Here is a 25,732-nt window from a genome sequence, read left to right as displayed (position 1 = left end):
CACGCCTATTTAAGCCGCGAATCGCCTGATAAATGTGCGATCTCCCGCGCAAAACTGGCGACCTGCGACCAGTCGGTATACACCACCTCTTTGCGCGTATCGGTTTCGCCGCCGGTCATCTTCATAATGAGGCGAATCATAAAGCGGTCATACCAGCGATAGCGCGGATAACGCAGCGCGCCGGCAAAGACGGCGCTGATGTCCGGCTGCCACGGAGAGCTCAACAGAAACTTGCGCGTATAGCTGTTGGTCTGCGGCGTACGTTTCTCAGGTTTACGCGCCACCAGATTGACCGAGTAAAAAGCCCCGGGCAGTTTATTGAGCACTGCCGTATGCTTTTTCACAAAACGATCCAGCGCCGGATGGAAATGCCCGTAACGAATAGACGCGCCAATAACCACACGGTCGTAATCCTGCCAGGCTATCTGCTCCGTGCGGTTCAGGTTCACCACATCAGAGTAAATCCCCAGCTCTTTTAATTCTGAAGCCAGATATGAGGCAATCTCACGCGTTTGCCCATCCCGCGTAGAGAAAAGAATAAGTGTTTTCACCGACGACTCCTTACTCGCGCCAGAATGTTGGGGTGAACAGCACCAGCAGCGTAAAGACCTCCAGACGACCAAACAGCATGTTGGCGATGAGGATCCATTTCGCGACCGGGTTCATACTGGCAAAGTTATCCGCCACAACCCCCAGGCCAGGCCCGAGGTTATTCAACGTTGCTACGACGGAAGCAAAGGCAGAGAAATCATCCACCCCCGTCGCGATAATCGCCAGCATACTGACGATGAAGACCAGCGCATAGGCCGAGAAGAACCCCCACACCGCTTCAAGAATACGTTCCGGCAGGGCACGGTTACCCAGTTTGATGCTGTAAACCGCGTTCGGGTGGACCAGACGTTTAAGTTCACGGTTCCCCTGCTTAAACAACAGCAGAATACGGATCACCTTCAGGCCACCGCCCGTCGACCCCGCACAACCCCCGATGAACGCAGAACACAGCAGCAGTACCGGCAGGAACAGCGGCCAGCGCGCAATACTGTCCGTTGTAAAACCGGCGGTGGTTGCCATCGACACCACCTGGAAGAACGCCTGATTTAACGTGGTCAACGCGGAGTTATAGACATCGTGGAACCACAACACCACGGTACAGATGATGACGAGCGTAAGCTGGACACCAATGAACATGCGAAACTCCGGGTCACGCCAGTACACCTTCAGGCTACGCCCGCTGAGTAAGGAGAAGTGCAGACCGTAGTTACAGCCGGAAATCAGCAGGAAGATGGCAATGATCGTGTTAATGGTGGGGCTGTCGAAGTAACCCACGCTGGCATCGTGGGTCGAGAACCCGCCGATGGCGATCGTCGCAAAACTGTGCCCGATAGCGTCGAATGCAGGCATCCCGGCAAACCATAATGCTAACGCACAGGCGACCGTCAGTAAGACATAGATAAGCCACAGGGTTTTCGCCGTCTCGGCTATGCGCGGGCGCATCTTGTTATCTTTCAGTGGACCCGGCATTTCCGCACGGTAAAGCTGCATCCCCCCGACGCCAAGAATAGGCAGGATGGCCACTGCCAGGACGATGATCCCCATCCCCCCGAACCATTGCAGCATCTGGCGATAAAAGAGAATGGCATGCGGTAAGGAATCCAGCCCGACCAGCGTGGTCGCCCCGGTCGTCGTTAAACCCGAGAACGATTCAAAAAACGCATCCGTGACGGTCAGATTAGGCTGCTCAGAGAAGATAAAGGGTAGCGCACCCACACTTCCCAGCACTGTCCAGAACAGAACAACAATCAGAAACCCTTCGCGAGATTTCAGCTCACCCTTTTGACGACGGTTTGGCCACCACAGCAGTGAGCCAATCGCCAGCGCGACAAAGAAGGTCTGGGTAAATGCCCGCCCCGCGCCGTCCCGGTAGATAAGCGCTACCAGTCCAGGGAGAATCATCGTCCCGGAAAAAAGTATGACCAGCAGTCCAACGATTCGGGTAATGGCACGAAAATGCATCTCTGCCGCTTCCTTTGGTATTCAAAAAAGTGAGGTGGGGATTATTCTTCAATCGGCAGCAATTGCAACGAACCGCGACTAAAATCCGCCAGCTTTGCTGAAAAAGCAGCCAGTTCCGCCTGCGGAAGCGCCACGCGCAGTTGCACCATTGCCTGATAGTCACTGTGCGCGATGACGCCGTTAAACTGCTTTAGCAATGCCTCAATGCCGGATAACTGGCCGTAATCGCACAATAAAGTATATTCGGTGAGCGGCGTTTTGCGGGTGGTAATCAGCATATTCAGTGCCTGCTGAACCCCACCGCCATACGCTTTAACCAGTCCACCCGTGCCTAATAAAATACCGCCGTAGTAGCGAACGACCACGGCGGTGATTTCACCCACGCCGCTGCCCATCAACTGGGAGAGCATGGGTTTACCGGCTGTGCCTGCCGGTTCACCGTCATCGGAAAACCCCAGCTGTTGTGAATCGTTCGGCGGCCCTGCCACCCATGCCACGCAATGGTGACGTGCGTCAGGGTGCTGCGCGCGAACGGACTCAACAAACGCTTTTGCCGCCTCAACGCCGTCTGTATGTGCCAGCAGCGTAATGAATCGGCTCTTCTTAATTTCCTCAACAAAGGTGACCGGTTCAGCCGGTATCAGCCAGCTATCCATCAGGCCAGCTTCAGGTCTCGCGTCATATTCTCAATACCGTTTTCGTGGATCACCACGTTGTCTTCGATACGAATACCGCCAAACGGTTTCAGCGCTTCAATTTTGTCCCAGTTGAAGTGCTTGCTGAACGGGCCTTCACGCCATGGCGCTAACAGCGATTCGATAAAGTAGATACCCGGCTCGATGGTCAGCACCATACGCGGCTCAAGAATACGCGTGCAGCGCAGGTAAGGATATTTAGACGGCGCGGCCAGGTGCGTACCGGTATCGTCCTGCATAAAACCGGCAACATCATGAACCTGCAGGCCCAGCGGGTGACCAATACCGTGCGGCATGAACGGCCCGGTCAGATCGTTTTCCACCATCGCCTCTTCGCTCATGTCTTTCACGATCTGGTGCTTACGCAGCAGTTTAGCGATGCGCTGATGGAACTGGATGTGGTAATCCACATAGCTGGTTCCCGCTTTCATGGTGCCAATAAGCGCCAGTTGCTCATCGTTAACGTCTTTAATCAACTGTGCAAAATCGGTATCCGCATTTGCCGCCCAGGTGCGGGTCAGGTCGGCCGCATAGCCGTTGTACTCTGCCCCAGCGTCCAACAGGAAGCTGCGCAACTCGGATGGCACCTGGTGATCGAGCCTGGTGTAGTGCAGAACGGACGCATGCTCATTCAGCGCCACGATGTTGCTGTAAGGGACATCAGTGTCACGGTGGCCGGTGGCGGTCAGATACGCCTGGTTAATATCGAACTCGCTCATGCCAGACTGGAACGCTTCATGCGCAGCACGGTGACCATTTACCGCCGTTTTTTGCGCTTCACGCATGCAGTAAAGTTCGTAGTCGGTCTTATAAGCGCGATAGTAGTGCAGATAATCCAGAACCCCTTTCGGATTGAGTTTATCCGCCGGAATATCCAGACCGAGCGCACGCTCGGGAACCGGGCCAATATAAGCAATATTGCCGCGCCCGGCTGGCAGGAGGCTGCCAATGCCATCGGCTTTTGGTAAAGCGATAACGTCCACTTCTTCCGTCCAGAAGCTGGTCGGCAGCGGCTCAACGTTGTGCCAGTAATCGACAGGCAGATAGAACCACAGTTTCGGCTTGTTCACCCCGTCCACCAGCAACCAGCAATTTGGGACCTGCGTGACCGGCACCCAGGCTTTGAACTGCGGGTTGACCTTAAACGGATACGCATGGTCATCCAGGAAGGTGTTAATCAGCTCTCCGGAGTGGATTAACAGCGCATCCAGCTTAAAGCGCGCCAGTACATCACGGGTACGTTCCTGTAGGGTAACGATATGATTTTTATAAAGCGAAGCCAGTGAGTCCATCTTTCTTCCTTTCATTTTTCTGAGCTCAAGTCATCGCATCTTAGCACACCTGACTCCGACTGCGTGATTTCCACCGACCGTGATCAATGCAGCAATTTCTTAATGAGAAATTTGCATTTTATTAACATAAATCCCACACTCCGTCTCATCTGGTATGACCAGATCCACTTGCTGGATTCAGGAGACTGACATGCTCTACAAAGGCGACACCCTGTACCTCAACTGGCTGGAAGATGGCATTGCCGAACTGGTGTTCGATGCCCCCGGCTCAGTCAACAAGCTTGATACCGCGACGGTGGCCAGTCTTGGCCAGGCGCTGGATGTGCTTGAAAAACAATCTGAATTAAAAGGGCTGCTGCTGCGCTCAAACAAAGCGGCTTTTATTGTCGGTGCAGATATCACCGAATTCCTTTCACTGTTCCAGGTCCCGGAAGAACAGCTGAGCCAGTGGCTGCACTTTGCCAACAGCGTCTTTAATCGTCTGGAAGATCTGCCTGTTCCGACAGTCTCCGCCGTTAACGGCTACGCGCTGGGCGGCGGCTGCGAGTGCGTGCTGGCGACCGACTATCGTCTGGCCACGCCAGACCTGCGCATCGGCCTGCCGGAAACAAAACTGGGCATCATGCCAGGCTTTGGCGGTTCCGTACGCATGCCACGCATGCTGGGTGCCGATAGCGCCCTGGAGATCATCGCCGCCGGTAAAGATGTCGGGGCGGAACAGGCGCAGAAAATAGGCCTGGTGGACGGTGTGGTTAAACCAGAAAAACTGATTGAAGGCTCCCTCGCCATTCTCCATCAGGCCATTAATGGCGACCTCGACTGGAAAGCCAAACGTCAGCCGAAGCTTGAACCGTTGAAACTCAGCAAAATTGAAGCCGCCATGAGCTTCACCATCGCCAAAGGGATGGTGATGCAGACGGCAGGCAAACACTACCCCGCGCCCATTACCGCCGTTAAAACGATTGAAGCCGCGGCCCGCTTTGGCCGTGATGAAGCGCTGAAACTGGAAAACCAAAGCTTTGTTCCGCTGGCGCACACTAATGAAGCTCGCGCACTGGTGGGCATCTTCCTGAACGATCAATTCGTGAAAGGTAAGGCGAAACAGCTGACCAAAAATGTTGAGACGCCAAAACAGGCGGCGGTACTCGGTGCAGGCATTATGGGCGGCGGCATCGCTTATCAGTCGGCCTGGAAAGGCGTGCCTGTGGTGATGAAAGACATCAGCGAGAAATCCCTGACGCTGGGCATGACCGAAGCGGCCAAGCTGCTGAATAAACAGCTGGAACGCGGCAAAATTGACGGTCTGAAACTCTCAGGGGTGATCTCGACAATCCACCCGACCCTGGACTATAGCGGTTTCGACCGTGTGGATGTGGTCGTTGAAGCGGTCGTTGAGAACCCGAAAGTCAAAAAAGCGGTGCTGGCGGAAACCGAAGAGAAGGTTCGTCCTGATACCGTACTGGCCTCAAACACCTCCACCATCCCGATTAGCGAACTGGCAGGCGTTCTGAAGCGCCCGGAAAACTTCTGCGGTATGCACTTCTTTAACCCGGTGCACCGTATGCCGCTTGTCGAAGTGATCCGTGGGGAAAAAACCTCTGACGAAACGATCGCCAAAGTCGTGGCATGGGCCAGCAAAATGGGCAAAACCCCAATCGTGGTCAACGACTGTCCGGGCTTCTTCGTCAACCGCGTGCTGTTCCCGTACTTCGCCGGTTTCAGCCAGCTCCTGCGCGACGGTGCGGATTTCCGCAAAGTCGACAAAGTGATGGAAAAACAGTTCGGCTGGCCGATGGGCCCGGCGTATCTGCTGGATGTGGTCGGCATTGACACCGCACACCACGCCCAGGCGGTGATGGCGGCAGGCTTCCCGCAGCGCATGCAGAAAGATTACCGCGACGCGATTGACGCCCTGTTTGACGCCAGCCGCTTTGGTCAGAAAAACGGCCTGGGCTTCTGGCGTTATAAAGAAGACAGCAAAGGCAAACCGAAGAAAGAAGAAGACGCGGCGGTGGATGGCCTGCTGGCCGACGTCAGCCAGCCGAAACGTGACTTCACCGACGATGAAATCATCGCCCGAATGATGATTCCAATGATCAACGAAGTGGTGCGTTGCCTGGAAGAAGGCATTATCGCCAGCCCGGCAGAAGCGGATATGGCACTGGTGTACGGCCTCGGCTTCCCTCCGTTCCACGGCGGCGCGTTCCGCTGGCTGGATACGCTCGGCAGCGCCCGTTATCTCGATATGGCTCAGCAGTACCAGCACCTCGGCCCGCTGTATGACGTGCCGGAAGGTCTGCGTAACAAAGCGCGCCATAACGAACCCTATTACCCAGCAGTTGAGCCAGCCCGTCCGGTTGGCGAGCTGAAAACGGCTTAAGGAGTCACAATGGAAAAGGTTGTCATTGTTGATGCGATTCGCACCCCGATGGGCCGTTCAAAAGGCGGTGCATTCCGTAATGTGCGCGCGGAAGACCTCTCCGCGCACCTGATGCGTAGCCTGCTGGCGCGTAACCCGGCACTGGATCCCGCTGCGCTCGACGATATTTACTGGGGCTGTGTACAACAAACCCTCGAACAGGGCTTTAACATCGCCCGTAACGCTTCGCTGCTGGCGGAGATCCCGCATTCAGTTCCGGCGGTGACCGTTAACCGTCTGTGTGGTTCGTCAATGCAGGCGCTGCACGATGCGGCACGCATGATCATGACCGGTGATGCACAGGCCTGTCTGGTCGGCGGCGTGGAGCACATGGGCCACGTGCCGATGAGCCACGGGGTTGATTTCCACCCGGGTATGAGCCGTAACGTGGCGAAAGCGGCGGGAATGATGGGCCTGACCGCTGAGATGCTTTCCCGCCTCCACGGCATCAGCCGCGAAATGCAGGATACCTTTGCTGCGCGCTCCCACGCACGCGCCTGGGCCGCAACGCAATCCGGCGCATTTAAGCATGAGATCATCCCAACCGGTGGTCACGATGCTGACGGCGTTTTGAAGCAGTTCAGCTACGATGAAGTGATTCGCCCGGAAACCACTGTAGAAACCCTTTCTACGCTGCGCCCGGCGTTTGACCCGGTCACCGGTACGGTAACGGCAGGCACCTCGTCTGCCCTATCTGACGGGGCCGCCGCGATGCTGGTGATGAGTGAAAGCCGTGCCCGCGAGTTAGGCCTGACGCCTCGCGCCCGGGTGCGTTCGATGGCGGTGGTGGGTTGCGATCCGTCCATTATGGGTTACGGTCCGGTGCCGGCCTCGAAGCTGGCGCTGAAAAAAGCAGGCTTAACCACCAGTGATATCGATCTGTTTGAGATGAACGAAGCCTTTGCCGCGCAGATCCTGCCGTGCATCAAAGATCTGGGCCTGATGGATCAGATAGACGACAAGATTAACCTCAATGGCGGCGCGATCGCCCTCGGTCACCCGCTGGGTTGTTCCGGGGCACGCATCAGCACCACGCTGATTAACCTGATGGAACGCAAAGACGCTCAGTTTGGTCTGGCGACGATGTGTATCGGGCTGGGTCAGGGTATCGCGACGGTATTTGAGCGAGTGTAATTCTTCGAGGGGTTCTTACAGCCAGTGTCGCCAGAACACGGCGGCACGCGAGCGGCGCCCGATGCGCTTACGGAAGTAAGGAATTCGGGTGAGCACGCGCAGCCAACGCAGTTATGGCGCCAGTGGCGAAGAGATAAAGTTTAGTTGCCGTTCTTCCCGCCTGTCAGGGGCGGGTTTTTTATTTAAATGAACGCGAACGCATCGCCGAAGAGACGGTCTTCACGCGCGTCACGTTCGTTGCAGAACAGGTCACGGGCAATTTTCGCCATCTCAAAACGGCCAGCAATATAGATATCATGTCCCGCCAGCGTGCCGTGATCCTGCAGCACCGCCGTCAGCACCGTACCGCTGCGCCCACGCCAGCCCTCTTCAGGCTGCTCCACCACCGGCTCAATACGCAGGTGTGGATGATTGACGCTTAATGCTTCCAGTTCAGACAGGTCGTAGAGATGTTTCTCTTCGCGGCCGCCCCAGTAGATGGTGATATCGCGATCCGGGTTACGCGCCAGGGCCGTCAGCAGGATAGAGCGCACGTAAGAGAAACCTGTTCCCCCCGCAATCAGGATCAGCGGACGGTCTTCATCTTCACGCAGCCAGGCATCACCGTGAGGAATATCTACCACGATTTCACGTTCTTTCAGAATGCGATCCATGACGGCCATCGCATACAGGTTAAGCTCAGACGCACCAATATGAAGCTCAATAAATTCCTGCTCTGCTGGCGTAGAAGCCATAGAGAAGGGACGCTTATCACGCTCATCCATCACGACCATCAAGTACTGACCGGCGCGGAAAGAGAATGCCGCTTCAGGTACTAAACGGACGCGATATACGGTGTCGGTGATAGCATCTACCGAGGTCACTTTACAGCTTAAGGTTGTCATTCGCTCTCTCTGTCGTGAAGTCTATAGGGCTTAACGGCCTGTTTCAGGTTTACCGTTATTCATTATGGCCAGTTCATCCCAGATCGCGTCAATGCGCGCGGTCACGGCAGGATCTTTTTTGATCGGTCGACCCCATTCACGCTCGGTTTCGCCGGGCCATTTGTTTGTGGCATCCAGTCCCATTTTTGAGCCAAGACCGGAGACCGGCGAGGCAAAATCCAGATAATCTATCGGCGTGTTTTCGACTAACACCGTATCGCGCGCCGGATCCATTCGCGTAGTAATGGCCCAGATAACGTCATTCCAGTCGCGGGCGTTAACATCATCATCGCAGACAATAACAAATTTGGTATACATAAACTGGCGCAGGAAAGACCATACGCCCATCATCACGCGTTTAGCGTGACCAGGATATTGCTTCTTCATCGTCACCACCGCCAGGCGATACGAACACCCTTCCGGCGGCAGGTAAAAATCAACAATTTCCGGGAACTGCTTTTGCAGGATCGGCACAAACACTTCGTTCAGCGCCACTCCCAGTACCGCCGGTTCATCCGGTGGACGTCCGGTATAGGTGGAGTGGTAAATCGCATCTTCACGCTGGGTGATGTGCGTGACGGTAAACACCGGGAAGTTATCAACTTCGTTGTAATAGCCAGTGTGGTCACCGTATGGCCCTTCCGGTGCCATTTCGCCCTGCTCAAGGTAACCTTCCAGAACGATCTCCGCGCTGGCAGGAACTTCAAGGTCATTAGAAATACACTTCACGACTTCGGTTTTGGTTCCGCGCAGCAGGCCTGCAAAGGCATATTCGGACAGCGTATCCGGCACTGGCGTTACCGCCCCCAGAATCGTGGCCGGATCGGCGCCTAACGCAACGGAAACCGGGAAACGCTCGCCCGGGTGTTCAGTACACCACTCCTGGAAATCCAGGGCGCCGCCACGATGTGACAACCAGCGCATGATGAGCTTATTCTTGCCAATCAGCTGCTGGCGGTAAATACCCAGATTTTGTCGCTCTTTGTGCGGACCACGCGTGACGGTGAGCCCCCAGGTGATAAGCGGCGCAGCATCTTCAGGCCAGCATTGCATGACCGGAATTTTAGTCAGATCCACCGCATCGCCTTCCAGCACTTTCTGCTGACACGGTGCGCCGCGCAGACGTTTGGTTGGCATGTTTAGCACCTGCTTAAACTGCGGCAGTTTATCGAACAGATCGCGGAAACCTTTCGGTGGTTCTGGCTCTTTCAGAAACGCCAGCAGTTTACCCACTTCGCGCAGCGCCGTGACGTCCTCCTGTCCCATCCCCAACGCCACACGGCGCGGTGTGCCAAACAGGTTGCACAGCACCGGCATCGAATACCCTTTTGGGTTTTCAAACAGTAAAGCGGGGCCACCGGCACGCAGGGTGCGGTCAGCAATTTCTGTCATTTCCAGATAAGGATCAACAGGAAGTGTAATGCGTTTGAGTTCGCCCTGCTTTTCCAGCAGCGTCAGGAAGTCGCGGAGATCGTGGTATTTCATGCAGTTAGTCATGGCCTCTCTGTAAGCGCTTCATTATACGGCGTAAGCCTGCTTGATGCTGTAATTTTGTTAAATTAGCGTGAACTTATGCATTCTGTTCCCTTTTCCCCCATTATAATCAACTTAGCGATCCCGCCAGGGTTTTGATATGCTTGCGCCCCGAACTAAGGGAAAGAGTGATTATGCAGGCCTGGTATTTACTGTATTGCAAACGCGGGCAACTTCAGCGCGCGCAGGAACATCTTGAACGTCAGTCTGTAAATTGCCTGACACCCGTGATCACGCTTGAAAAAATGCAGCGCGGGAAGCGCACGACCGTCAGTGAGCCATTATTCCCGAACTATCTGTTCGTTGAGTTCGACCCGGAAGTGATTCACACCACGACCATCAGCGCCACACGCGGTGTCAGCCACTTTGTGCGTTTTGGCGCTCACCCGGCCACGGTCCCGTCAACGGTGATTCATCAGCTTTCGGTGTACCAGCAACCTGAAGGCATCACCGATCCGGAAACCCCCTACGCAGGCGACAGCGTCGTCATCACTGAAGGGGCTTTCGAGGGCTTACAGGCGATTTTCGCCGAGCCTGACGGTGAAGCACGCTCCATGCTGCTGCTCAACCTGCTGAATAAGCAGGTATTGCAGAGCGTGAAAAACACCGACTTCCGCAAAGTTTAAACGTCTATCCCGAACAGGCGACGCACGTTGTCATCCGTCTGTGCGCACAGCCAGTGCGGGTCTTCTCCGCGCCAGCGCGCTACGCTCTCAAGAATATGCCCCAGATAGGCCGGTTCGTTACGTCGAGAAGCCGGTTTGGGTTGCATATCTCGCGGCAGCAGATAAGGTGCGTCGGTTTCAACAAGCAAGCGGTCCGCCGGGATCACCTGCAACAGCTCGCGAAGCTCAAGCCCGCGACGTTCATCGCAAACCCAGCCGGTAATGCCCAGATATAACCCGCGTTCCAGACAATCCAGCGCTTCCTGCCGTGAACCGGTAAAGCAGTGCAGTACCGCACCGGGCAGTTTATCGAGCCAGGGTTCCAGTAAGGCGAGGAATCGCTCATGCGCGTCACGGCAGTGCATAAACACAGGCATTCCAAGCTCTGCCGCCAGGGCGAGCTGGGCGGTGAAGGCGTTTTCCTGTTCGGCTGGCGTGGAAAAGTTACGGTTGAAATCGAGACCACATTCGCCAATGGCCACGACTTCAGGGGTTTTCGCCAGCCTGTGTATGATTTCAGCGCTCTGCGGCGTCCACTGGCTGCTGTCATGAGGATGCACGCCAGCGGTTGACCAGCAGCGATCATAGCGTTGAGCAAGCTGTTGCGCCTGCTCGCTTTCATGCAGGTTGGTTCCCGTCAGGAGCAGTCCTTTCACCCCGGCGGCAAAAGCACGCGCGACGACTTCATCGCAGTCTTTCGCAAACTGCGAGCTGGTCAGGTTGAGTCCGATATCAAACATGCGATTCCCCATAGCACAACCGCCCTGACGGGCGGCTGGTTTTACTCTTCAGTGGTCTTTTCCGACGTATCGTCTTCGTCATCCGACCGACGCCCTTTTCCCACGTAGAAACGCGAGAAGAATACGCCGACTTCAAACAGACAATACATCGGTATTGCCAGCAGCGTTTGTGAGAAGACGTCAGGTGGTGTGAGCAGCATGCCAACCACAAACGCGCCGACCAGGATATACGGGCGCTTCTTACGCAGGTCATCAGGGGTCGTCACTCCTACCCAGCAAAGCAGCACAATGGCTACCGGCACTTCGAATGCCACACCGAACGCCATAAACAGCGCCATCACAAAGCTGAGGTAGCTGGCGATATCCGTCGACACCTGAACCCCTTCCGGCGCGGTATGCGTCAGGAAGCCAAAGGCCAGCGGGAAGACAACAAAGTAGGCGAACGCCATGCCGATATAGAACAGCAGCGAGCTGGATACCAGCAGCGGGATCACCAGCTTGCGTTCATGCTTGTACAGCGCTGGCGCCACAAACGCCCACACCTGATAAAGAATGACCGGCGCAGAGGCAATCAGCGATACCCAGAATGTGAGCTTAATAGGGGTAAAGAACGGTGATGCAACGTCCGTTGCGATCATCGTTGCCCCCAGCGGCATCTGCTTGATCAGCGGCGCAGAGACAACCTGGTAGATATCATTGGCGAAATAGACCAGGCATAAGAAAATGAGGAAAACCGCGATAATGCAGTTTAACAGGCGCTTACGCAGCTCTATGAGGTGCGTAATCAGCGGTTGGGTATCATCTACTGCCATGTTTACGCTTTATCACTCGACGAGGGGGATGATTCGGAAACAGGCGCGGCAGGCTTAACGTCAGCCGCTTTTACTACCGGTGCTTCCGGCTGCGTCTGTTTTTTCGGTTCAGATTCCTGCGGCGTTTGTTCAGGCGCGGTAGCCTGATGCTCCGCGCTGGCAGGCGTAACGCCCTCGCGCTGCGCTTCGCTGTCCTTCACCACCGGGTTGTGGATGGTGTTGGCTTCATCGCTCGCCTTTTCAGGATCGTTGACGCTGTAGGAGCGCTTCATGGATTCTGCCGCTTCACGCAGTTCATCCATTGAGGCTTTCAGTTCAGGCGTCAGGTTATCCATGCTCGCCTTTTCCACCTTTTTCAGGCTTTCCTGAAACTCCTGCAGCTTAAGTTCCTGCGCCAGCTCATTTTGTACGGTCGAAGCCAGCGATCTCAGCGCGCGTACCCAGCCCACAACGGTTTTCACCGCCACCGGCAGACGCTGGGGTCCTAACACTATCAGGCCAATCACAAAGACCAGCAGCAGCTCACTAAAACCAATGTCGAACACGAATTACACCTGCTCTTTATCGTGGCGTTTAGCGTCTTCTTTTTTCGCCTCTTCCTGCTTGTCGGAGATGGATTTAGCAGTAAAGTCAGCATCCTGGCTGGTTTTATCCTGCTTGCTCTCATCATCGCTCATCGCTTTCTTGAAGCCTTTGATAGACGCGCCCAGATCGGAGCCGATAGAACCGAGCTTTTTCGTGCCAAACAGCAGCACGACGATGACGGCAATGATCAACAATTGCCAGATACTGATACCACCCATACATGTACCTCAGGGATAGATGATTAATGAGTCAGGTCGCATTATACGTAGGCGACCCGTCGATAGCGACGCAAAATCAGCGCGTTTTTCTCCAGCCGGCGAGCCAGACCACAACACCGCCAGCCATCAGCCAGGCGGGCATCATCTGCCAGTCAGGGCGAGTAATCAGCAACAGCGTACCACTCAGCAGCAGCGTTGCTCCAATGCCAAAGAGATAGCGCGACTGCCCCTGTCGAACACGGCTGGACTGAAGCTCGCGGGCGATTTTATCCATGCTGTGCTGAAGGTTCTTGCTCTGACGCAAACTGTCGTAAATCAGTTCAGGAATATCAGGCATTTTTTCTATCCAGAACGGGCCTTTCTCTTTAATAGAGCGCACCAGCGCCGGAATGCCCACCTGATCCTTAATCCAGGATTCAAGGAAAGGTTTCGCAGTCTTCCATAAGTCTAACTGAGGATAGAGCTGTCGACCTACACCTTCAACGTAAAGTAATGTTTTCTGAAGTAAAACTAACTGTGGCTGCACTTCCATGTTGAAGCGGCGTGCCGTGTTAAACAGGTTCAGCAATACGTGTCCGAAGGAAATTTCTGCCAGCGGCTTTTCAAAAATCGGCTCGCAGACGGTACGGATAGCAAACTCAAACTCTTCGACGTTGGTGTCCGGCGGAACCCAGCCAGAATCAACGTGCAGCTCGGCCACCTTGCGGTAATCACGGTTAAAGAAGGCGATGAAGTTCTCAGCGAGATAGCGCTTATCTTCTTTGTTCAGCGAGCCCACAATACCGCAGTCAATACCGATATATTTCGGGTCTTCCGGGTGCTCATAACTGACGAAGATATTCCCCGGGTGCATGTCCGCGTGGAAAAAGCTGTCGCGGAATACCTGGGTAAAGAAGACCTGTACGCCACGCTCGGCCAGCAGCTTCATGTTGGTTCCCTGCTTTTCCAGGGCTGCCACATCCGAGACCGGAATACCGTAAATCCGCTCCATTACCATCATGTTCTGGCTGCAGTAGTCCGAATACACTTCCGGCACATAGAGCATCGGGCTGTTTTCAAAGTTCCGGCGCAGCTGGATGGCATTTGCCGATTCACGCAGCAGGTTTAATTCATCAATCAGCGTTTTTTCATACTCCCGCACAACTTCCATTGGGCGCAAACGGCGTCCGTCGGGGAGCAGGCGCGGAACCCAGCGTGCAAGCCGATAGATAAGCTTCATGTCCGCTCGGATTACCGGCATGATGTCCGGGCGGATCACTTTGATAACCACCTCTTTGCCGTTCTCTTTCAGACGGGCTGTATGCACCTGGGCGATGGAGGCTGAAGCAAGAGGTTCTATTTCGAAATCGTCAAACCATGTCTCGACAGGAATATTGCCCATCGCCTCTTCGATCTGTTTTTTCGCTCTCACACCGTCAAACGGTGCAACGCGGTCCTGCAGCAGTGCCAGTTCATCGGCAATCTGCGGCGGGAAAAGATCGCGGCGAGTCGAGAGCATTTGCCCGAACTTAATCCATACCGGGCCCAGCTCCTGGAGCGCCAGGCGAAGACGTTCACCCAGCGGCTGATCTTTATGACGATTAGGCATCCAGAACAACATCCGCCGCCAGATGCGAAGCAGCAGCGTGATACGCATTTTGGGGATAAGCTCGTCGAGCCCGTAACTCAAAAAGGTGTGGACGATAAAATAGAGGCGCCGAATTTCACCAGGCGTCATTTGCCCTCCAGTTTTTCCAGCCGTTTGGTTAAGGCATCCACCGCGCGTTCAACCGCTGCGGTCTCTTCCGCAAACCATGCAACTTCAAGCGCGCCAGGGGCCATACGCCACTCTTCAGTCAGTACTTCCGCCGCATAGCGTTGCTGCCGTTGCAGACTCTTGCGAAGGAAAGCCGTACCGCCATGAATGGCTTTACCGATCCCTTCGGCAGCAATGTCGCCAATGAAAGGCGCAAGCAGCTCTGCCGGGTCAAACTCGGCCAGATCGCTGAGCGCAACGAAATTCTGTACGACCTGAATGTCGCCTTCCACTTCCAGCTCACCGCTGCGGATAAGCGCCGTAAGCTGCTGACGGTCACGTAATTTTGGCAGCACGCTCATGTGCGTAATCACGGAGCAGTCGGCTTCACCTTCCCACTCACCCAGAACGTCAAGCTGGCGTTCACTGAAAACCAGCACAAGCGGCGTCGAGAACTCTTTCAGAACAACACGCAGCACCTTGCCGTTAAGCCGCTGACGTGCGGCTTTTAGCGCCGGTGCGCGGTAAAGAAAGGCATTCAGGACATTCTCGATGCCTGCGGTGACTAAGGGTTTAAAGGGCACGGGAAACCTCCACTCAGAACTTATAACCGCGATGCAGCGCGACGACACCTGCCGTCATGTTGAAATACTCAACGTTCTCGAATTCCGCATCCTGCATCATGGCCTTTAAAGTGTCCTGATCCGGGTGCATACGGATAGATTCCGCCAGGTACCGATAGCTTTCCGCGTCGTTTGCCACCAGCTCACCAATGCGCGGCAGCACATGGAATGAGTATGCGTCGTAAGCTTTGCTTAACGGCTCAAGAATCGGTTTGGAGAATTCGAGCACCAGCAGGCGTCCACCCGGCTTTAACACGCGGTACATGGAGCGCAGCGCTTTTTCTTTATCGGTGACGTTACGCAGGCCGAAGGAGATAGTGATGCAGTCAAAGGTATTATCCGGGAAAGGCAGCGCTTCGGCGTTCGCCTGCACATACTCGACATTACCTACCACGCCGATGTTACGCAGCTTCTCACGTCCCATTTTGAGCATTGAGTCGTTAATATCTGCCAGAACAACGCGACCGGTTTCGCCCACCAGACGGGAGAATTTTGCTGTCAAATCGCCTGTACCGCCGGCTAAATCCAGTACCGTTTGTCCACGACGCACACCGCTACAGTCGATGGTGAAGCGCTTCCACAAGCGATGAATGCCGAACGACATCAAGTCATTCATCACATCGTACTTCGCCGCCACGGAATGAAATACGTGGGCCACCATATCAGCTTTCTGCGCTTTGGCGACAGTCTGAAAGCCAAAGTGCGTCGTGTCTTGTGAATCGTCAACCATCTCAGAGCCTGCTTATCAGTAAAATGTTCGTGAAGTGTAACAGATTGGGCGCGTTTGCCCTACGTTTCAACCTTCGCGAAAGAAACGTGCCGGACGCTCGTCTGACGTTAAATCTGTCGCTAACGTATTGTCTTCACTGTTTGTCTTTTGTTCGCCAGCGCCTTCGCGCAGGCGAAACTCTTCATCCTGGGCGGTGGCCTGCTCAACTAATTCCGGATTAATCTCGCGCTTCACCTCCACACCCAGGGAACGAAACGCTTCGGCCTGCGCCAGTAAGTTGCCACGCCCGGAAGAGAGTTTTTTCATCGCCTGGCGATAGTTATCCTGGGCGCGGTCAAGGCTTTGCCCGACCGAGGACATATCATCCACAAAAAGGCGCATTTTGTCGTAAAGCTTGCTGGCGCGATCGGCAATCTGCTGCGCATTACGGCTCTGATGTTCATAGCGCCACAGGTTGGCAATAGTGCGCAATGCCACCAGCAGCGTGGTGGGGCTCACCAGCATAATGTTATTTTTTAGGGCTTCGGTAATCAGTTCAGGCTGTCTGTCGAGCGCCAGCAAGAACGCGGGTTCAACCGGAATAAACATCAGGACGTAATCCAGCGAGCGCAGGCCGGGTAACTGCTGGTAGTCTTTTCTGCCCAGCAGACGAATGTGGTTACGCACGGAGGCGATGTGCTCCTGCAGCGCCGACTCGCGGGTGTAGTCATCTTCCGCATTGAAATAGCGCTCATAAGCCACCAGCGTCATTTTGGCGTCTATCACCACATCTTTGCCCTGCGGGAGCCGCACAATCACATCAGGCTGCATACGCGAGCGGGCATCGTTCTCGATACTCACCTGCGTTTCGTATTCATACCCTTCCCGCAGGCCAGAGGCCTCCAGCACGCGGGTCAGCACCACTTCCCCCCAGTTGCCCTGGGTTTTGTTATCGCCCTTCAGCGCACGGGTCAGGTTGACCGCTTCCTGCGCCATTTGCGCATTCAGCTGCTGAAGATTGCGAATTTCATGCGCCAGCGTGTGCCGCTCGCGAGCCTCCTGCCCAAAGCTGTCCTGTACCTGACGACGAAAGCCGTCCAGCTGTTCACGCAGGGGCGTTAGCAGGCTATTCAGGCTTTGGCGGTTTTGTTCGTCTACGCGGCGGTTGCTGTGTTCAAAAATGCGGTTCGCGAGATTCTCGAACTGCTCGCTGAGGCGTTGCTCGCTGTTCATCATCTGGCGGATTTTATCTTCCGCATGCAGCTGGGTGGATTCGAGGCGGGTAGTCACTTCGCGGAGATCGGCCTCCAGCGAGGTGTTGATATCGCGAAGATTGCGCAGCTCGTTGTTGAGCAGTTCGCATTCGTCACGCCAGTGTTCGCTCAGCGCAACCTGCTGTTTTGCTGCGCTTAAATCGGCGACTATCTCTTCGCGCTCGGCCAGCTGATCGGCCTTTTGTTGCGCGTGCTGGTAGCTGGAAATCAGCCAGCCTGCCCCCACGCCCACCAGCGCAATCACTGCATAAATCAGGATTGAGATATCCACAATGCCCCCTGCATCAACGTATTACCTGCACAAAATAGAATTGTGCTGTATAAACGTCCAGTTTGAAAGGGTTTTCCTGCGAGGCGCTACGCAAAAAAAAGGCCGAACGGGTCGGCCTTTTTTCGTATAAGAAGGGATTAGATCAGGCGACGCGCTGCTTCAACCACGATTTTCACCGCATGACTTTCGGTCTGCTTCATGGTTTCCGCGTTCGGGATCTCCTGCTGGGTACGGTTGACGATAACGCCCGCCACCATACCGGCACGCAGACCCTGGCTTGCGCACATGGTCAGCAAGGTTGCAGATTCCATTTCGTAGTTCATTACGCCCATAGACTGCCACTCTTCCATAGAACCTTTGAAACGGCTTACCACGCGGCCGGAGAAGGTGTCATAACGCTCCTGGCCTGGGTAGAAGGTATCAGAAGAGGCGGTCACGCCTACGTGGGTGGTTGCGCCAACGGATTTCGCGGCTTCAACCAGTGCGGTGGTGCATTCGAAATCCGCCACCGCCGGGAATTCCATAGGGGCAAAGTGCAGACTCGCGCCGTCCAGACGCACGGAAGCGGTTGTCACCAGCACGTCGCCAACGTTGATATGCGGCTGAATGGCACCGGTAGTCCCGATACGCAGGAAAGTACGAATGCCCAGCTGCGCCAGCTCTTCAACAGCAATTGAGGTGGACGGGCCACCGATACCGGTAGAACAGACGATCACCGCTTTGCCATCCAGCTCAGCGCGCCAGGTGGTGAATTCACGATGGGCAGCAAGCTTAACCGGCTTATCCATCAGCGCGGCGATCTTTTCCACACGCTCAGGATCGCCCGGGACGATAGCCAGCGTAGCCCCTTGTAAATCGTTTTTAGTGAGGCCGAGATGAAAAACATCAGACTTAGACATAGGTGACTCCTCTGTGGGTCGGTTAGTCAGAAGAAGTAAAAAGGTACTTTACAGAAGCAGTAAGCAGAATTACGTGACACATCTCACCATGAATGAAAATGATTGCAGTAAATTTCCATGAAATAGTGATTCACATCACATTAACAAGTTATATCGTCAGGTGCTGCACAAAAGATAGACCGTTTCAGGCACTGTGAATTGTTAACCTGGTGACTATATTTACCTTTGCGCTAACTCATTGGTACGGAGAATGCCATGACTGAAAAAACCGGTTTTGCACCTGCAGCGGCCCCTCATGCATCAACCATCGTCTCAACACCTGAAGAGGCCATTACGGCAGGTGAGACCTCCATCCCCTCACAGGGGGAGAATATGCCTGCTTACCACGCGCGGCCAAAATCGGCCGACGGCCCGCTGCCCATCGTGATTGTGGTTCAGGAAATTTTCGGCGTTCACGAACATATTCGCGACCTTTGCCGCCGTCTGGCGCTGGAAGGTTATCTGGCTGTTGCGCCAGAGCTCTATTTCCGTCAGGGCGATCCGAACGACTACAGCGATATACCGACGCTGTTCAGCAACCTGGTCAGCAAAGTGCCGGATGCACAGGTACTGGCCGATCTGGACCACGTGGCCAGTTGGGCTGCGCGCAATGGCGGCGACGCACATCGTCTGATGGTGACGGGTTTCTGCTGGGGAGGACGTATCAGCTGGCTGTATGCCGCACATAATCCGCAGCTTAAAGCCGCCGTTGCCTGGTACGGCAAACTGGTGGGGGAGAAAACGCTGAACTCGCCGAAGCATCCCGTTGATATCGCCACCGAGTTAAATGCCCCAGTCTTAGGGCTTTATGGCGGCCAGGACACCGGGATCCCGCTTGATACGGTAGAGACCATGCGCCATGCGCTCCGCGCAGCCAATGCAAAAGCTGAAATCATCGTTTACCCGGATGCCGGCCACGCCTTTAATGCCGACTATCGTCCGAGCTATCACGCGGAATCGGCTAAAGATGGCTGGCAGCGGATGCTGGCATGGTTCAGCCAGTACGGCGGGAAAAAAGCGTAAAACAAAAGCCCGGTCGCGGCTACGCCTTGCCGGGCTTCGGATTTATCAGGCCTGACGCAAATTCTGCGCCGCCCTGACCATGTTCGCGAGTGCCGCGCGGGTCTCCGGCCAGCCGCGGGTTTTCAGTCCGCAGTCCGGGTTGACCCACAGGCGCTCAGCCGGGATCCGCTGGGCGGCTTTTTTCAGCAGGCTTTCAATCCACTCCACGCTCGGTACGTTCGGGGAGTGGATGTCGTAGACACCCGGCCCAATTTCGTTTGGATACTCGAACGCTTCGAAGGACTCCAGCAGTTCCATGTCTGAACGCGACGTTTCGATGGTGATCACGTCGGCATCCAGCGCGGCAATCGAATCCATAATGTCGTTAAATTCGCAGTAACACATGTGGGTGTGGATCTGCGTGTCGTCTTTCGCGACCGCGGCGTTGAGGCGGAAAGCCTCCACACCCCACTTCAGATAAGCATCCCAGTCACTGCGACGCAGCGGCAAACCTTCGCGTAGCGCCGGTTCATCAATCTGGATGATGCCGATACCCGCCGCTTCCAGATCGGCCACTTCATCACGCAGCGCGAGCGCAATCTGTTTGGCGATGGTTTCACGGGTCACATCTTCACGCGGGAAGGACCAGCAGAGGATCGTCACCGGGCCGGTCAGCATCCCTTTCACCGGTTTGTCGGTCAGGGACTGGGCGAATTTTGCCCACTCTACGGTGATCGCTTGCGGGCGGCTGACGTCACCAATCACCACCGGTGGCTTCACACAGCGGGAACCATAGCTCTGCACCCAACCGTTCTGCGTAAAGACGAAACCGTCCAGATGTTCGCCGAAGTATTCCACCATGTCGTTACGCTCGGCTTCACCGTGCACCAGCACGTCCAGACCTAAACGTTCCTGCTCAACAATCGCCTGTCTGATGTGCTCAGCGATGCCGGTGCGGTAGTGATTCGCATCGAGGTTGCCCTTTTTGAAATCCAGACGCAGGCCGCGGATCTCCGTCGTCTGCGGGAAGGAGCCGATGGTGGTGGTTGGCCACGCTGGCAGGTTGAAACGGGCACGCTGGGCTTCGGCACGCACTTCATAGGGGCTCTGACGCTGGCTGTCCTGCGCGGTAATGGCCGCCAGACGTTTTTCGACCGCCGGGTTGTGGACGCGCGCCGAATGACGACGCGCCTGAATGGGGGCGCTCCAGTCGGTAATGGCCGTGGTGTCACCGCTATTTAACGCATCACGCAGCAGCGCCAGCTCTTCACATTTTTGCAGCGCAAAGGCAAACCAGCTCTTCACCTCGGGATCCAGACGGGTTTCCACACTCAGATCGATTGGGCTGTGCAGCAGAGAGCAGGAGGAGGCCACCCACAGCTCACGTTTGCCGACGATATCTTTAATCTGTGCATATTTCTCGCTCAGATCGGCGCGCCAGACGTTACGGCCATTCACCAGTCCGGCCGAGAGTAGCCACTCTTCGGGCAGACGTTTGTGCAGTTCGGCCAGGTCATCTTTGCCGTGGACCAGGTCAACATGAAGACCCTGAACCGGCAGCGCAGTAATAGTACTCAGGTTCGGCGTCACGCCTTCAAAATAGGTGGTCAGCAATAGCTTCACCTGACCAGTAAGGGCATCGTAAGCGGGTTTAAACGCTTTCAGCCACGCCTGCGGCAGCTCCAGCACCAGCGCAGGCTCATCGATTTGCACCCACTGAATTCCGCGTTTACCCAGTTCAATCAGCACCTGTTTGTAGACCGGCAGAATATCGTTCAGCAGGCTGAGACGGTCAAACTGCTCGCCTTTCACTTTACCCAGCCACAAATACGTTACCGGCCCCAGCAGTACCGGTTTCACCTGGTGGCCCAGCGCCAGCGCTTCATCGACTTCGTCGAGCAACTGGGTCCAGCTCAGTTTGAACTGCTGGCCTTTCACAAATTCCGGCACCATATAGTGATAGTTGGTGTTGAACCACTTGGTCATTTCCGCCGCTGCCGCAGGCTCTCCCGTTGGCGCACGACCACGGCCAATGCGGAACAGGGTGTCGATATCTACCGATCCATCTTTGTTCTGATGACGAGCCGGCACGTTGCCAAGCAGCAGGCTGGTGGTCAGAACATGGTCGTACCAGGCGAAATCGCCCACGGGCAGCAGGTCAATGCCCGCCTGCTTTTGCTGTTCCCAGTGGCGCGCACGCAGTTCGCGGCCCACGGCCAGCAATTCTTCACGGCCAGAGGTACCTGCCCAGTAACTTTCCTGCGCTTTTTTCAGCTCGCGGCGAAGGCCAACGCGAGGGAAACCGAGAGTGTGATTGCGAATTGTCATGGTGTGTCCCCTGTGAATTTTTCGTATTTAGCCATCCAGATGTTTACACATCCATAATTGGCAGTTACTGTATATTCCTCAAGCGCAAAATGTTCATGGCGAAGTGAAGGACTTTCATGATCGAGATTAAACACCTGAAAACGCTACAAGCGTTGCGAAATTGCGGTTCTCTCGCGGCGGCGGCAGCCACGCTGCACCAGACCCAGTCCGCCCTTTCTCACCAGTTCAGCGATCTGGAACAACGCCTCGGCTTTCGTCTTTTTGTGCGTAAGAGCCAGCCGCTACGCTTTACGCCTCAGGGCGAGATCCTGCTGCAGCTGGCTAATCAGGTGCTGCCGCAAATAGCCAGCGCGCTGCAGTCCTGTAACGAGCCGCAGCAAACCAGACTGCGTATCGCCATTGAGTGTCACAGCTGTATTCAATGGCTGACACCCGCGCTTGAGAACTTCCGCCAGAGGTGGCCGCAGGTGGAGATGGATTTCAAATCCGGCGTGACGTTCGACCCGCAGCCGTCGCTCCAGCAGGGCGAACTGGATCTGGTGATGACCTCAGACATTCTGCCCCGCAGCGGCCTGCACTATTCGCCAATGTTTGATTATGAGGTACGTCTGGTGCTGGCTCCGGATCATCCGCTGGCCAGTAAAACGCGTATCACCCCGGAAGATTTAGCCAGTGAAACGCTGCTGATTTACCCGGTACAGCGCAGTCGGCTGGATATCTGGCGTCACTTCCTGCAGCCGGCCGGCATTAGCCCGCAGCTCAAAAGCGTGGATAACACCCTGCTGTTAATTCAGATGGTTGCCGCCAGAATGGGCATCGCTGCGCTGCCACACTGGGTTGTGGAGAGTTTTGAACGCCAGGGTCTGGTTGTCACTAAAACCCTGGGTGAGGGACTATGGAGCCGGCTGTACGCCGCCGTGCGCGATGGCGAGCAGCGTCAGCCGATTACGGAAGCGTTTATTCGCTCTGCGCGGAACCACGCGTGCGATCATCTTCCGTTTGTGCGGAGCGCGGAGCGACCCAACGGCGATGGACCCACAGCGAAGCCAGAATCACTGCTCCCCCAATAAGGAAGCTCGGCCAGTGAGGCTGCTGCTGCCAGATGGCAAGGTTCACCAGCAGCCCTGCAGGCACATGCACGTTGTTCATGATCCCCAGCGTACCGGCGTCTACCTGCGTAGCGCCGTAGTTCCACATGAAGTAACCCAGCCCCGATGCCACCACGCCCAGCCAGACCAGAACGCCCCACTGCAGGGTTGTCGTCGGGAGCTTTTGCGGGTTACCGAGCATAAACCATGCCGCCACCGCGACGATAGCTGCCCCCATATAGAACCAGGCGAACGCGTTATGCTGTGGCATCGGTCGGGTTTCCATCAGGCGCTTGTACCCGACCATACCGATGGCAAAGCTGAGGTTCGCCAGCTGCACGAACATCAGCCCGGTCCAGAAGTGGTCGCTCACTTTGTCGTAGCGAATAATCGCCGCCCCGATCACCGCCAGCGCCGCGCTCAACAGATATCCCCAGCGCAAACGACGTTTGCTGAGCAGATCGTAAATCAGCGTGATATAGAGCGGTGTAAGCACGGTGAAAAGCAGAAATTCAGAGACAGACAGGTAGACGTAAGCCCGGAAGCTGAACAGGTACATGATGCCGAGCTGCATCGCCCCCACCAGCATGTACAGCAAAATGGTCTTCAGCGATTGCCCGCGTGTACGCAGGAAGGGCAGGAATACCAGCGCCGCCAGCCCCACGCGCATCAGCACCGAGAAGTAGCTGTCGACGTGCCCGGCGAGATACTCGCCAATCAGGCTAAAAGAGAAGGCCCACAGGATAGTGGTAATAATGAGTAGCGCCACAATGCTTGTCTCTCAGAAAGAAGGACAGGCATTGTAGCGAACTCTTTAGTTGACAACTGAGCAATAAACAATCAAATGAAGATTATTCAAGGAACAGTTTGCGCAGGTATTTTGGTACCGCGTTGTCAGCGTTAGACCCAATCACTTCCAGTTCCGGGTGCAGGTCTTTCAGACGCTGGTGTGCATTCTGCATAATGCAGCCTTTGCCCGCCATAGAGAGCATCTCGGCGTCGTTCATGCCATCACCGAAGGCGATACAGTCTTTCAGTTCGAAGCCCAGACGTTTCGCCACGGCTTCCAACGCGTGCCCTTTGGAAACACCCCCGGCCATAACTTCCAGACAGGTCAGGGTCGAGAAACTCACGTTGACGCGGTCACCCCAACGCGCATTAATCGCCTGTTCCAGCGGCAGCAACGCTTCGTGGCTTTCGCAGGTAAAGAACACCTTGCTGATCCCTTCCGGCTCCAGCAGGCCTGGCTCGTACAGGGAATAGTTAAATACCGCTTCCTTGAAGAAACGCATTTCATCCGGGCGATGGCGATTCATGAACCAGTCGTCATCGCGATAAACGTTAGTGATAATGTCCGGGTTGTTATGCACTACGCCGAACAGATCGGCGGCAATGTCGCGATCCAGGTTATGCGTAAAGATCAGGTTGCCATCGGTATCGTGCACGCGCGCACCGTTGGAGGTGATCATGTACGATTTGATCTCAAGATTATCGCGGATCTGCCCCACGTCCACGTGGTGGCGGCCGGTGGCAAACACGAAGTTCACTCCGCGGGCGGTCAGAAGCTTTAAGGTCTCTTTCGCGTAAGGCGACAGGGTATGGTCGGGCGAAAGCAGCGTGCCATCTAAATCAGATGCAACAACCTGGTACATAGGGATTTCAACCTCTGGTGGTAAAACAACAATCAATTATGCCTGTCGAAAAATTCAACAATGGCGTTGAGCGCGACTGAGCGCATAGCGTCCTTTTCAAAAAGGATCTCATGGTACGCGCCGTTGATGACCAGCGGTTTACCCCCTTCGCAAGGGTGACCGGCGGCAGCGCGGAGTTCACAAAAGCGGTCATGCATGCGGTTATCCACCACACGCTCTTCTTCAGCCTGAATCAGAAGTGTCGGCGTATCATCTTTACCAACACCAGCAAGCACCTGTTCACCGGCAAGGATCCCTTCCCGCACCCAGTGATATGTCGGGCCACCGACGCGCAGGCGCGGTTCATCGGCATAAAAACGCAGGTTACGGCGATAACGCTGCCGGCTATGGGTCAATACGTTGAGGGCAAACGGCAGCGCGCGCCAGCGCCCTGTCCCGATGGCATACCCTTCACGAATGCGCTGATGGCCCTCAGCCCAGTCGAGAATATGGCGCACCATCCAGTCCGGAAAACGCATGACGATGCCATACATTGGCGCGGTAAGCGCAATGGCATCACACTGGTGGTCATAGCGCTGTAAAAACAGCGTCGAAATCGCCCCACCCATAGAGTGCGCCAGAATATAGCGCTTACGCCACGGGCCCGGCTGAACTTCCTGCTGCCAGAAGGCGGCAAGATCGTCGACGTAATCGCTGAAGTTATCCACATGACCGCGATGCGTGTCCGACAATAAGCGGCCAGAAAGCCCCTGCCCGCGATGGTCGATAATCAACACATCGAAGCCCAGATGGAACAGGTCATAGGCCAGTTCAGCGTATTTGATGTAGCTCTCGATACGTCCCGGACAGACCACGATCACCCGATCGTTTTTCTCATCATGGAAACGCACAAAGCGTACCGGAACATCGCCAACACCCGTAAACTCATCTTCCTCACGCTGACGCCAGAAATCGGTCAGCGGCCCCATAGAGAAAGCAGCAAATGCGTTTTCTCGTGTTTCCCAGTCCTTTTTCTGCTGAAACATCGGGTTTCCACCCCCGTAAGCCAAGGAATATCGTTTTTTCGTCACCGGTCACAAAATG

24 protein-coding genes are annotated in these 25,732 nt (G+C 55.4%); 5 read left to right on the top strand and 19 right to left on the bottom strand.

From position 1 onward, the window contains the following. Positions 1 to 5 precede the first annotated feature (5 nt). The 4 genes from hemG to pepQ are packed head-to-tail and all read right to left on the bottom strand — an operon-like array spanning position 6 to position 4,000. Positions 6 to 551 carry a menaquinone-dependent protoporphyrinogen IX dehydrogenase gene (hemG, locus tag L466_RS19980; RefSeq protein ID WP_020882866.1) on the bottom strand — a complete coding sequence of 182 codons (546 nt, stop codon included), beginning with the start codon at positions 549 to 551 and terminating at the stop codon, positions 6 to 8. A gap of 10 nt (positions 552 to 561) precedes the next feature. After that, complete coding sequence (trkH, locus tag L466_RS19985) at positions 562 to 2,013, bottom strand: Trk system potassium transporter TrkH (RefSeq protein ID WP_025202793.1); 1,452 nt, start codon at positions 2,011 to 2,013, stop codon at positions 562 to 564. Between the two features lie 41 nt (positions 2,014 to 2,054). Then, complete coding sequence (locus L466_RS19990) at positions 2,055 to 2,669, bottom strand: IMPACT family protein (RefSeq protein ID WP_020882868.1); 615 nt, start codon at positions 2,667 to 2,669, stop codon at positions 2,055 to 2,057. Next, entirely contained in the window at positions 2,669 to 4,000 is a 1,332-nt protein-coding gene (gene pepQ, locus L466_RS19995; protein WP_025202792.1) for a Xaa-Pro dipeptidase, read from the bottom strand. The genes L466_RS19990 and pepQ overlap by 1 nt, the downstream gene beginning before the upstream one ends. A 190-nt stretch (positions 4,001 to 4,190) precedes the next feature. Here pepQ and fadB point away from each other — a divergent pair, with 190 nt between their 5' ends. Together fadB and fadA are read left to right on the top strand one after the other, a co-directional pair. Then, positions 4,191 to 6,380 (top strand): fatty acid oxidation complex subunit alpha FadB, encoded by a 2,190-nt coding sequence (fadB, locus tag L466_RS20000; RefSeq protein WP_032680099.1) that lies wholly within the window; start codon positions 4,191 to 4,193, stop codon positions 6,378 to 6,380. Positions 6,381 to 6,389: 9 nt separating this feature from the next. After that, a complete protein-coding gene (gene fadA, locus L466_RS20005; protein ID WP_014172105.1) occupies positions 6,390 to 7,553 on the top strand; it encodes an acetyl-CoA C-acyltransferase FadA in 1,164 nt (387 codons plus the stop codon). 182 nt (positions 7,554 to 7,735) lie between these two features. Here the strand turns inward: fadA and fre are convergent, their stop codons facing one another. Together fre and ubiD are read right to left on the bottom strand one after the other, a co-directional pair. Next, on the bottom strand, positions 7,736 to 8,437 hold the full coding sequence (fre, locus tag L466_RS20010; RefSeq protein ID WP_014172106.1) for an NAD(P)H-flavin reductase: 702 nt from the start codon (positions 8,435 to 8,437) through the stop codon (positions 7,736 to 7,738). 30 nt (positions 8,438 to 8,467) lie between these two features. Beyond that, the gene (ubiD, locus tag L466_RS20015; protein ID WP_032680098.1) at positions 8,468 to 9,973 is read right to left on the bottom strand and encodes a 4-hydroxy-3-polyprenylbenzoate decarboxylase; all 1,506 of its coding nucleotides are present in this window, start codon (positions 9,971 to 9,973) and stop codon (positions 8,468 to 8,470) included. A 170-nt stretch (positions 9,974 to 10,143) separates the two neighbouring features. Between ubiD and rfaH the strand changes: the two genes are divergently transcribed. Further along, positions 10,144 to 10,635, top strand: coding sequence for a transcription/translation regulatory transformer protein RfaH (gene rfaH / locus L466_RS20020; RefSeq protein ID WP_020882871.1), 492 nt, complete (start codon positions 10,144 to 10,146; stop codon positions 10,633 to 10,635). On the opposite strand, the gene tatD is transcribed toward rfaH, so the two are convergent. From tatD to udp, 9 genes are all read right to left on the bottom strand, one after another. Further along, positions 10,632 to 11,414: a 3'-5' ssDNA/RNA exonuclease TatD gene (gene tatD / locus L466_RS20025; RefSeq protein WP_032680097.1), complete on the bottom strand. Its 783-nt coding sequence runs from the start codon at positions 11,412 to 11,414 to the stop codon at positions 10,632 to 10,634. The genes rfaH and tatD overlap by 4 nt on opposite strands. Positions 11,415 to 11,455: 41 nt before the next feature. Further along, a complete protein-coding gene (gene tatC / locus L466_RS20030; protein ID WP_014172110.1) occupies positions 11,456 to 12,226 on the bottom strand; it encodes a Sec-independent protein translocase subunit TatC in 771 nt (256 codons plus the stop codon). Positions 12,227 to 12,228: 2 nt separating this feature from the next. Then, positions 12,229 to 12,771 (bottom strand): Sec-independent protein translocase protein TatB, encoded by a 543-nt coding sequence (gene tatB, locus L466_RS20035; RefSeq protein ID WP_032679208.1) that lies wholly within the window; start codon positions 12,769 to 12,771, stop codon positions 12,229 to 12,231. Positions 12,772 to 12,774: 3 nt separating this feature from the next. Continuing rightward, positions 12,775 to 13,029: a Sec-independent protein translocase subunit TatA gene (gene tatA, locus L466_RS20040; protein ID WP_020882874.1), complete on the bottom strand. Its 255-nt coding sequence runs from the start codon at positions 13,027 to 13,029 to the stop codon at positions 12,775 to 12,777. 76 nt (positions 13,030 to 13,105) lie between these two features. Then, positions 13,106 to 14,746, bottom strand: coding sequence for a ubiquinone biosynthesis regulatory protein kinase UbiB (gene ubiB / locus L466_RS20045; RefSeq protein ID WP_032680096.1), 1,641 nt, complete (start codon positions 14,744 to 14,746; stop codon positions 13,106 to 13,108). Beyond that, positions 14,743 to 15,348 (bottom strand): ubiquinone biosynthesis protein UbiJ, encoded by a 606-nt coding sequence (gene ubiJ / locus L466_RS20050; RefSeq protein ID WP_032680095.1) that lies wholly within the window; start codon positions 15,346 to 15,348, stop codon positions 14,743 to 14,745. Before ubiJ ends, ubiB begins: the two co-directional genes overlap by 4 nt. A 13-nt stretch (positions 15,349 to 15,361) precedes the next feature. Continuing rightward, positions 15,362 to 16,117 carry a bifunctional demethylmenaquinone methyltransferase/2-methoxy-6-polyprenyl-1,4-benzoquinol methylase UbiE gene (gene ubiE, locus L466_RS20055; protein ID WP_014172115.1) on the bottom strand — a complete coding sequence of 252 codons (756 nt, stop codon included), beginning with the start codon at positions 16,115 to 16,117 and terminating at the stop codon, positions 15,362 to 15,364. A 66-nt stretch (positions 16,118 to 16,183) separates the two neighbouring features. Then, entirely contained in the window at positions 16,184 to 17,641 is a 1,458-nt protein-coding gene (gene rmuC, locus L466_RS20060; protein WP_014172116.1) for a DNA recombination protein RmuC, read from the bottom strand. 137 nt (positions 17,642 to 17,778) lie between these two features. Continuing rightward, positions 17,779 to 18,540 (bottom strand): uridine phosphorylase, encoded by a 762-nt coding sequence (gene udp / locus L466_RS20065; protein ID WP_003860792.1) that lies wholly within the window; start codon positions 18,538 to 18,540, stop codon positions 17,779 to 17,781. A gap of 255 nt (positions 18,541 to 18,795) precedes the next feature. Here udp and L466_RS20070 point away from each other — a divergent pair, with 255 nt between their 5' ends. Continuing rightward, positions 18,796 to 19,602 (top strand): dienelactone hydrolase family protein, encoded by an 807-nt coding sequence (locus tag L466_RS20070; protein WP_014172118.1) that lies wholly within the window; start codon positions 18,796 to 18,798, stop codon positions 19,600 to 19,602. Between the two features lie 45 nt (positions 19,603 to 19,647). On the opposite strand, the gene metE is transcribed toward L466_RS20070, so the two are convergent. Beyond that, positions 19,648 to 21,909: a 5-methyltetrahydropteroyltriglutamate--homocysteine S-methyltransferase gene (gene metE, locus L466_RS20075; protein WP_032680094.1), complete on the bottom strand. Its 2,262-nt coding sequence runs from the start codon at positions 21,907 to 21,909 to the stop codon at positions 19,648 to 19,650. Positions 21,910 to 22,025: 116 nt separating this feature from the next. Between metE and metR the strand changes: the two genes are divergently transcribed. Next, positions 22,026 to 22,979 (top strand): HTH-type transcriptional regulator MetR, encoded by a 954-nt coding sequence (gene metR, locus L466_RS20080; RefSeq protein ID WP_014172120.1) that lies wholly within the window; start codon positions 22,026 to 22,028, stop codon positions 22,977 to 22,979. On the opposite strand, the gene L466_RS20085 is transcribed toward metR, so the two are convergent. From L466_RS20085 to pldB, 3 genes are all read right to left on the bottom strand, one after another. After that, the gene (locus L466_RS20085; RefSeq protein ID WP_020882877.1) at positions 22,867 to 23,766 is read right to left on the bottom strand and encodes a carboxylate/amino acid/amine transporter; all 900 of its coding nucleotides are present in this window, start codon (positions 23,764 to 23,766) and stop codon (positions 22,867 to 22,869) included. The genes metR and L466_RS20085 overlap by 113 nt on opposite strands. Positions 23,767 to 23,848: 82 nt before the next feature. Then, positions 23,849 to 24,649: a sugar/pyridoxal phosphate phosphatase YigL gene (yigL, locus tag L466_RS20090; protein ID WP_020882878.1), complete on the bottom strand. Its 801-nt coding sequence runs from the start codon at positions 24,647 to 24,649 to the stop codon at positions 23,849 to 23,851. A 32-nt stretch (positions 24,650 to 24,681) separates the two neighbouring features. Further along, positions 24,682 to 25,674 (bottom strand): lysophospholipase L2, encoded by a 993-nt coding sequence (gene pldB, locus L466_RS20095; RefSeq protein ID WP_020882879.1) that lies wholly within the window; start codon positions 25,672 to 25,674, stop codon positions 24,682 to 24,684. Between the last annotated feature and the right edge of the window lie 58 nt (positions 25,675 to 25,732).

This window comes from Enterobacter sp. BIDMC 30 (genome assembly GCF_000534355.1).
GTDB classification, from domain to species: domain Bacteria; phylum Pseudomonadota; class Gammaproteobacteria; order Enterobacterales; family Enterobacteriaceae; genus Enterobacter; species Enterobacter ludwigii.
The sequence above is the reverse complement of the archived record's forward strand: the minus strand, read 5'-3'. Positions and strand labels throughout refer to the sequence as shown.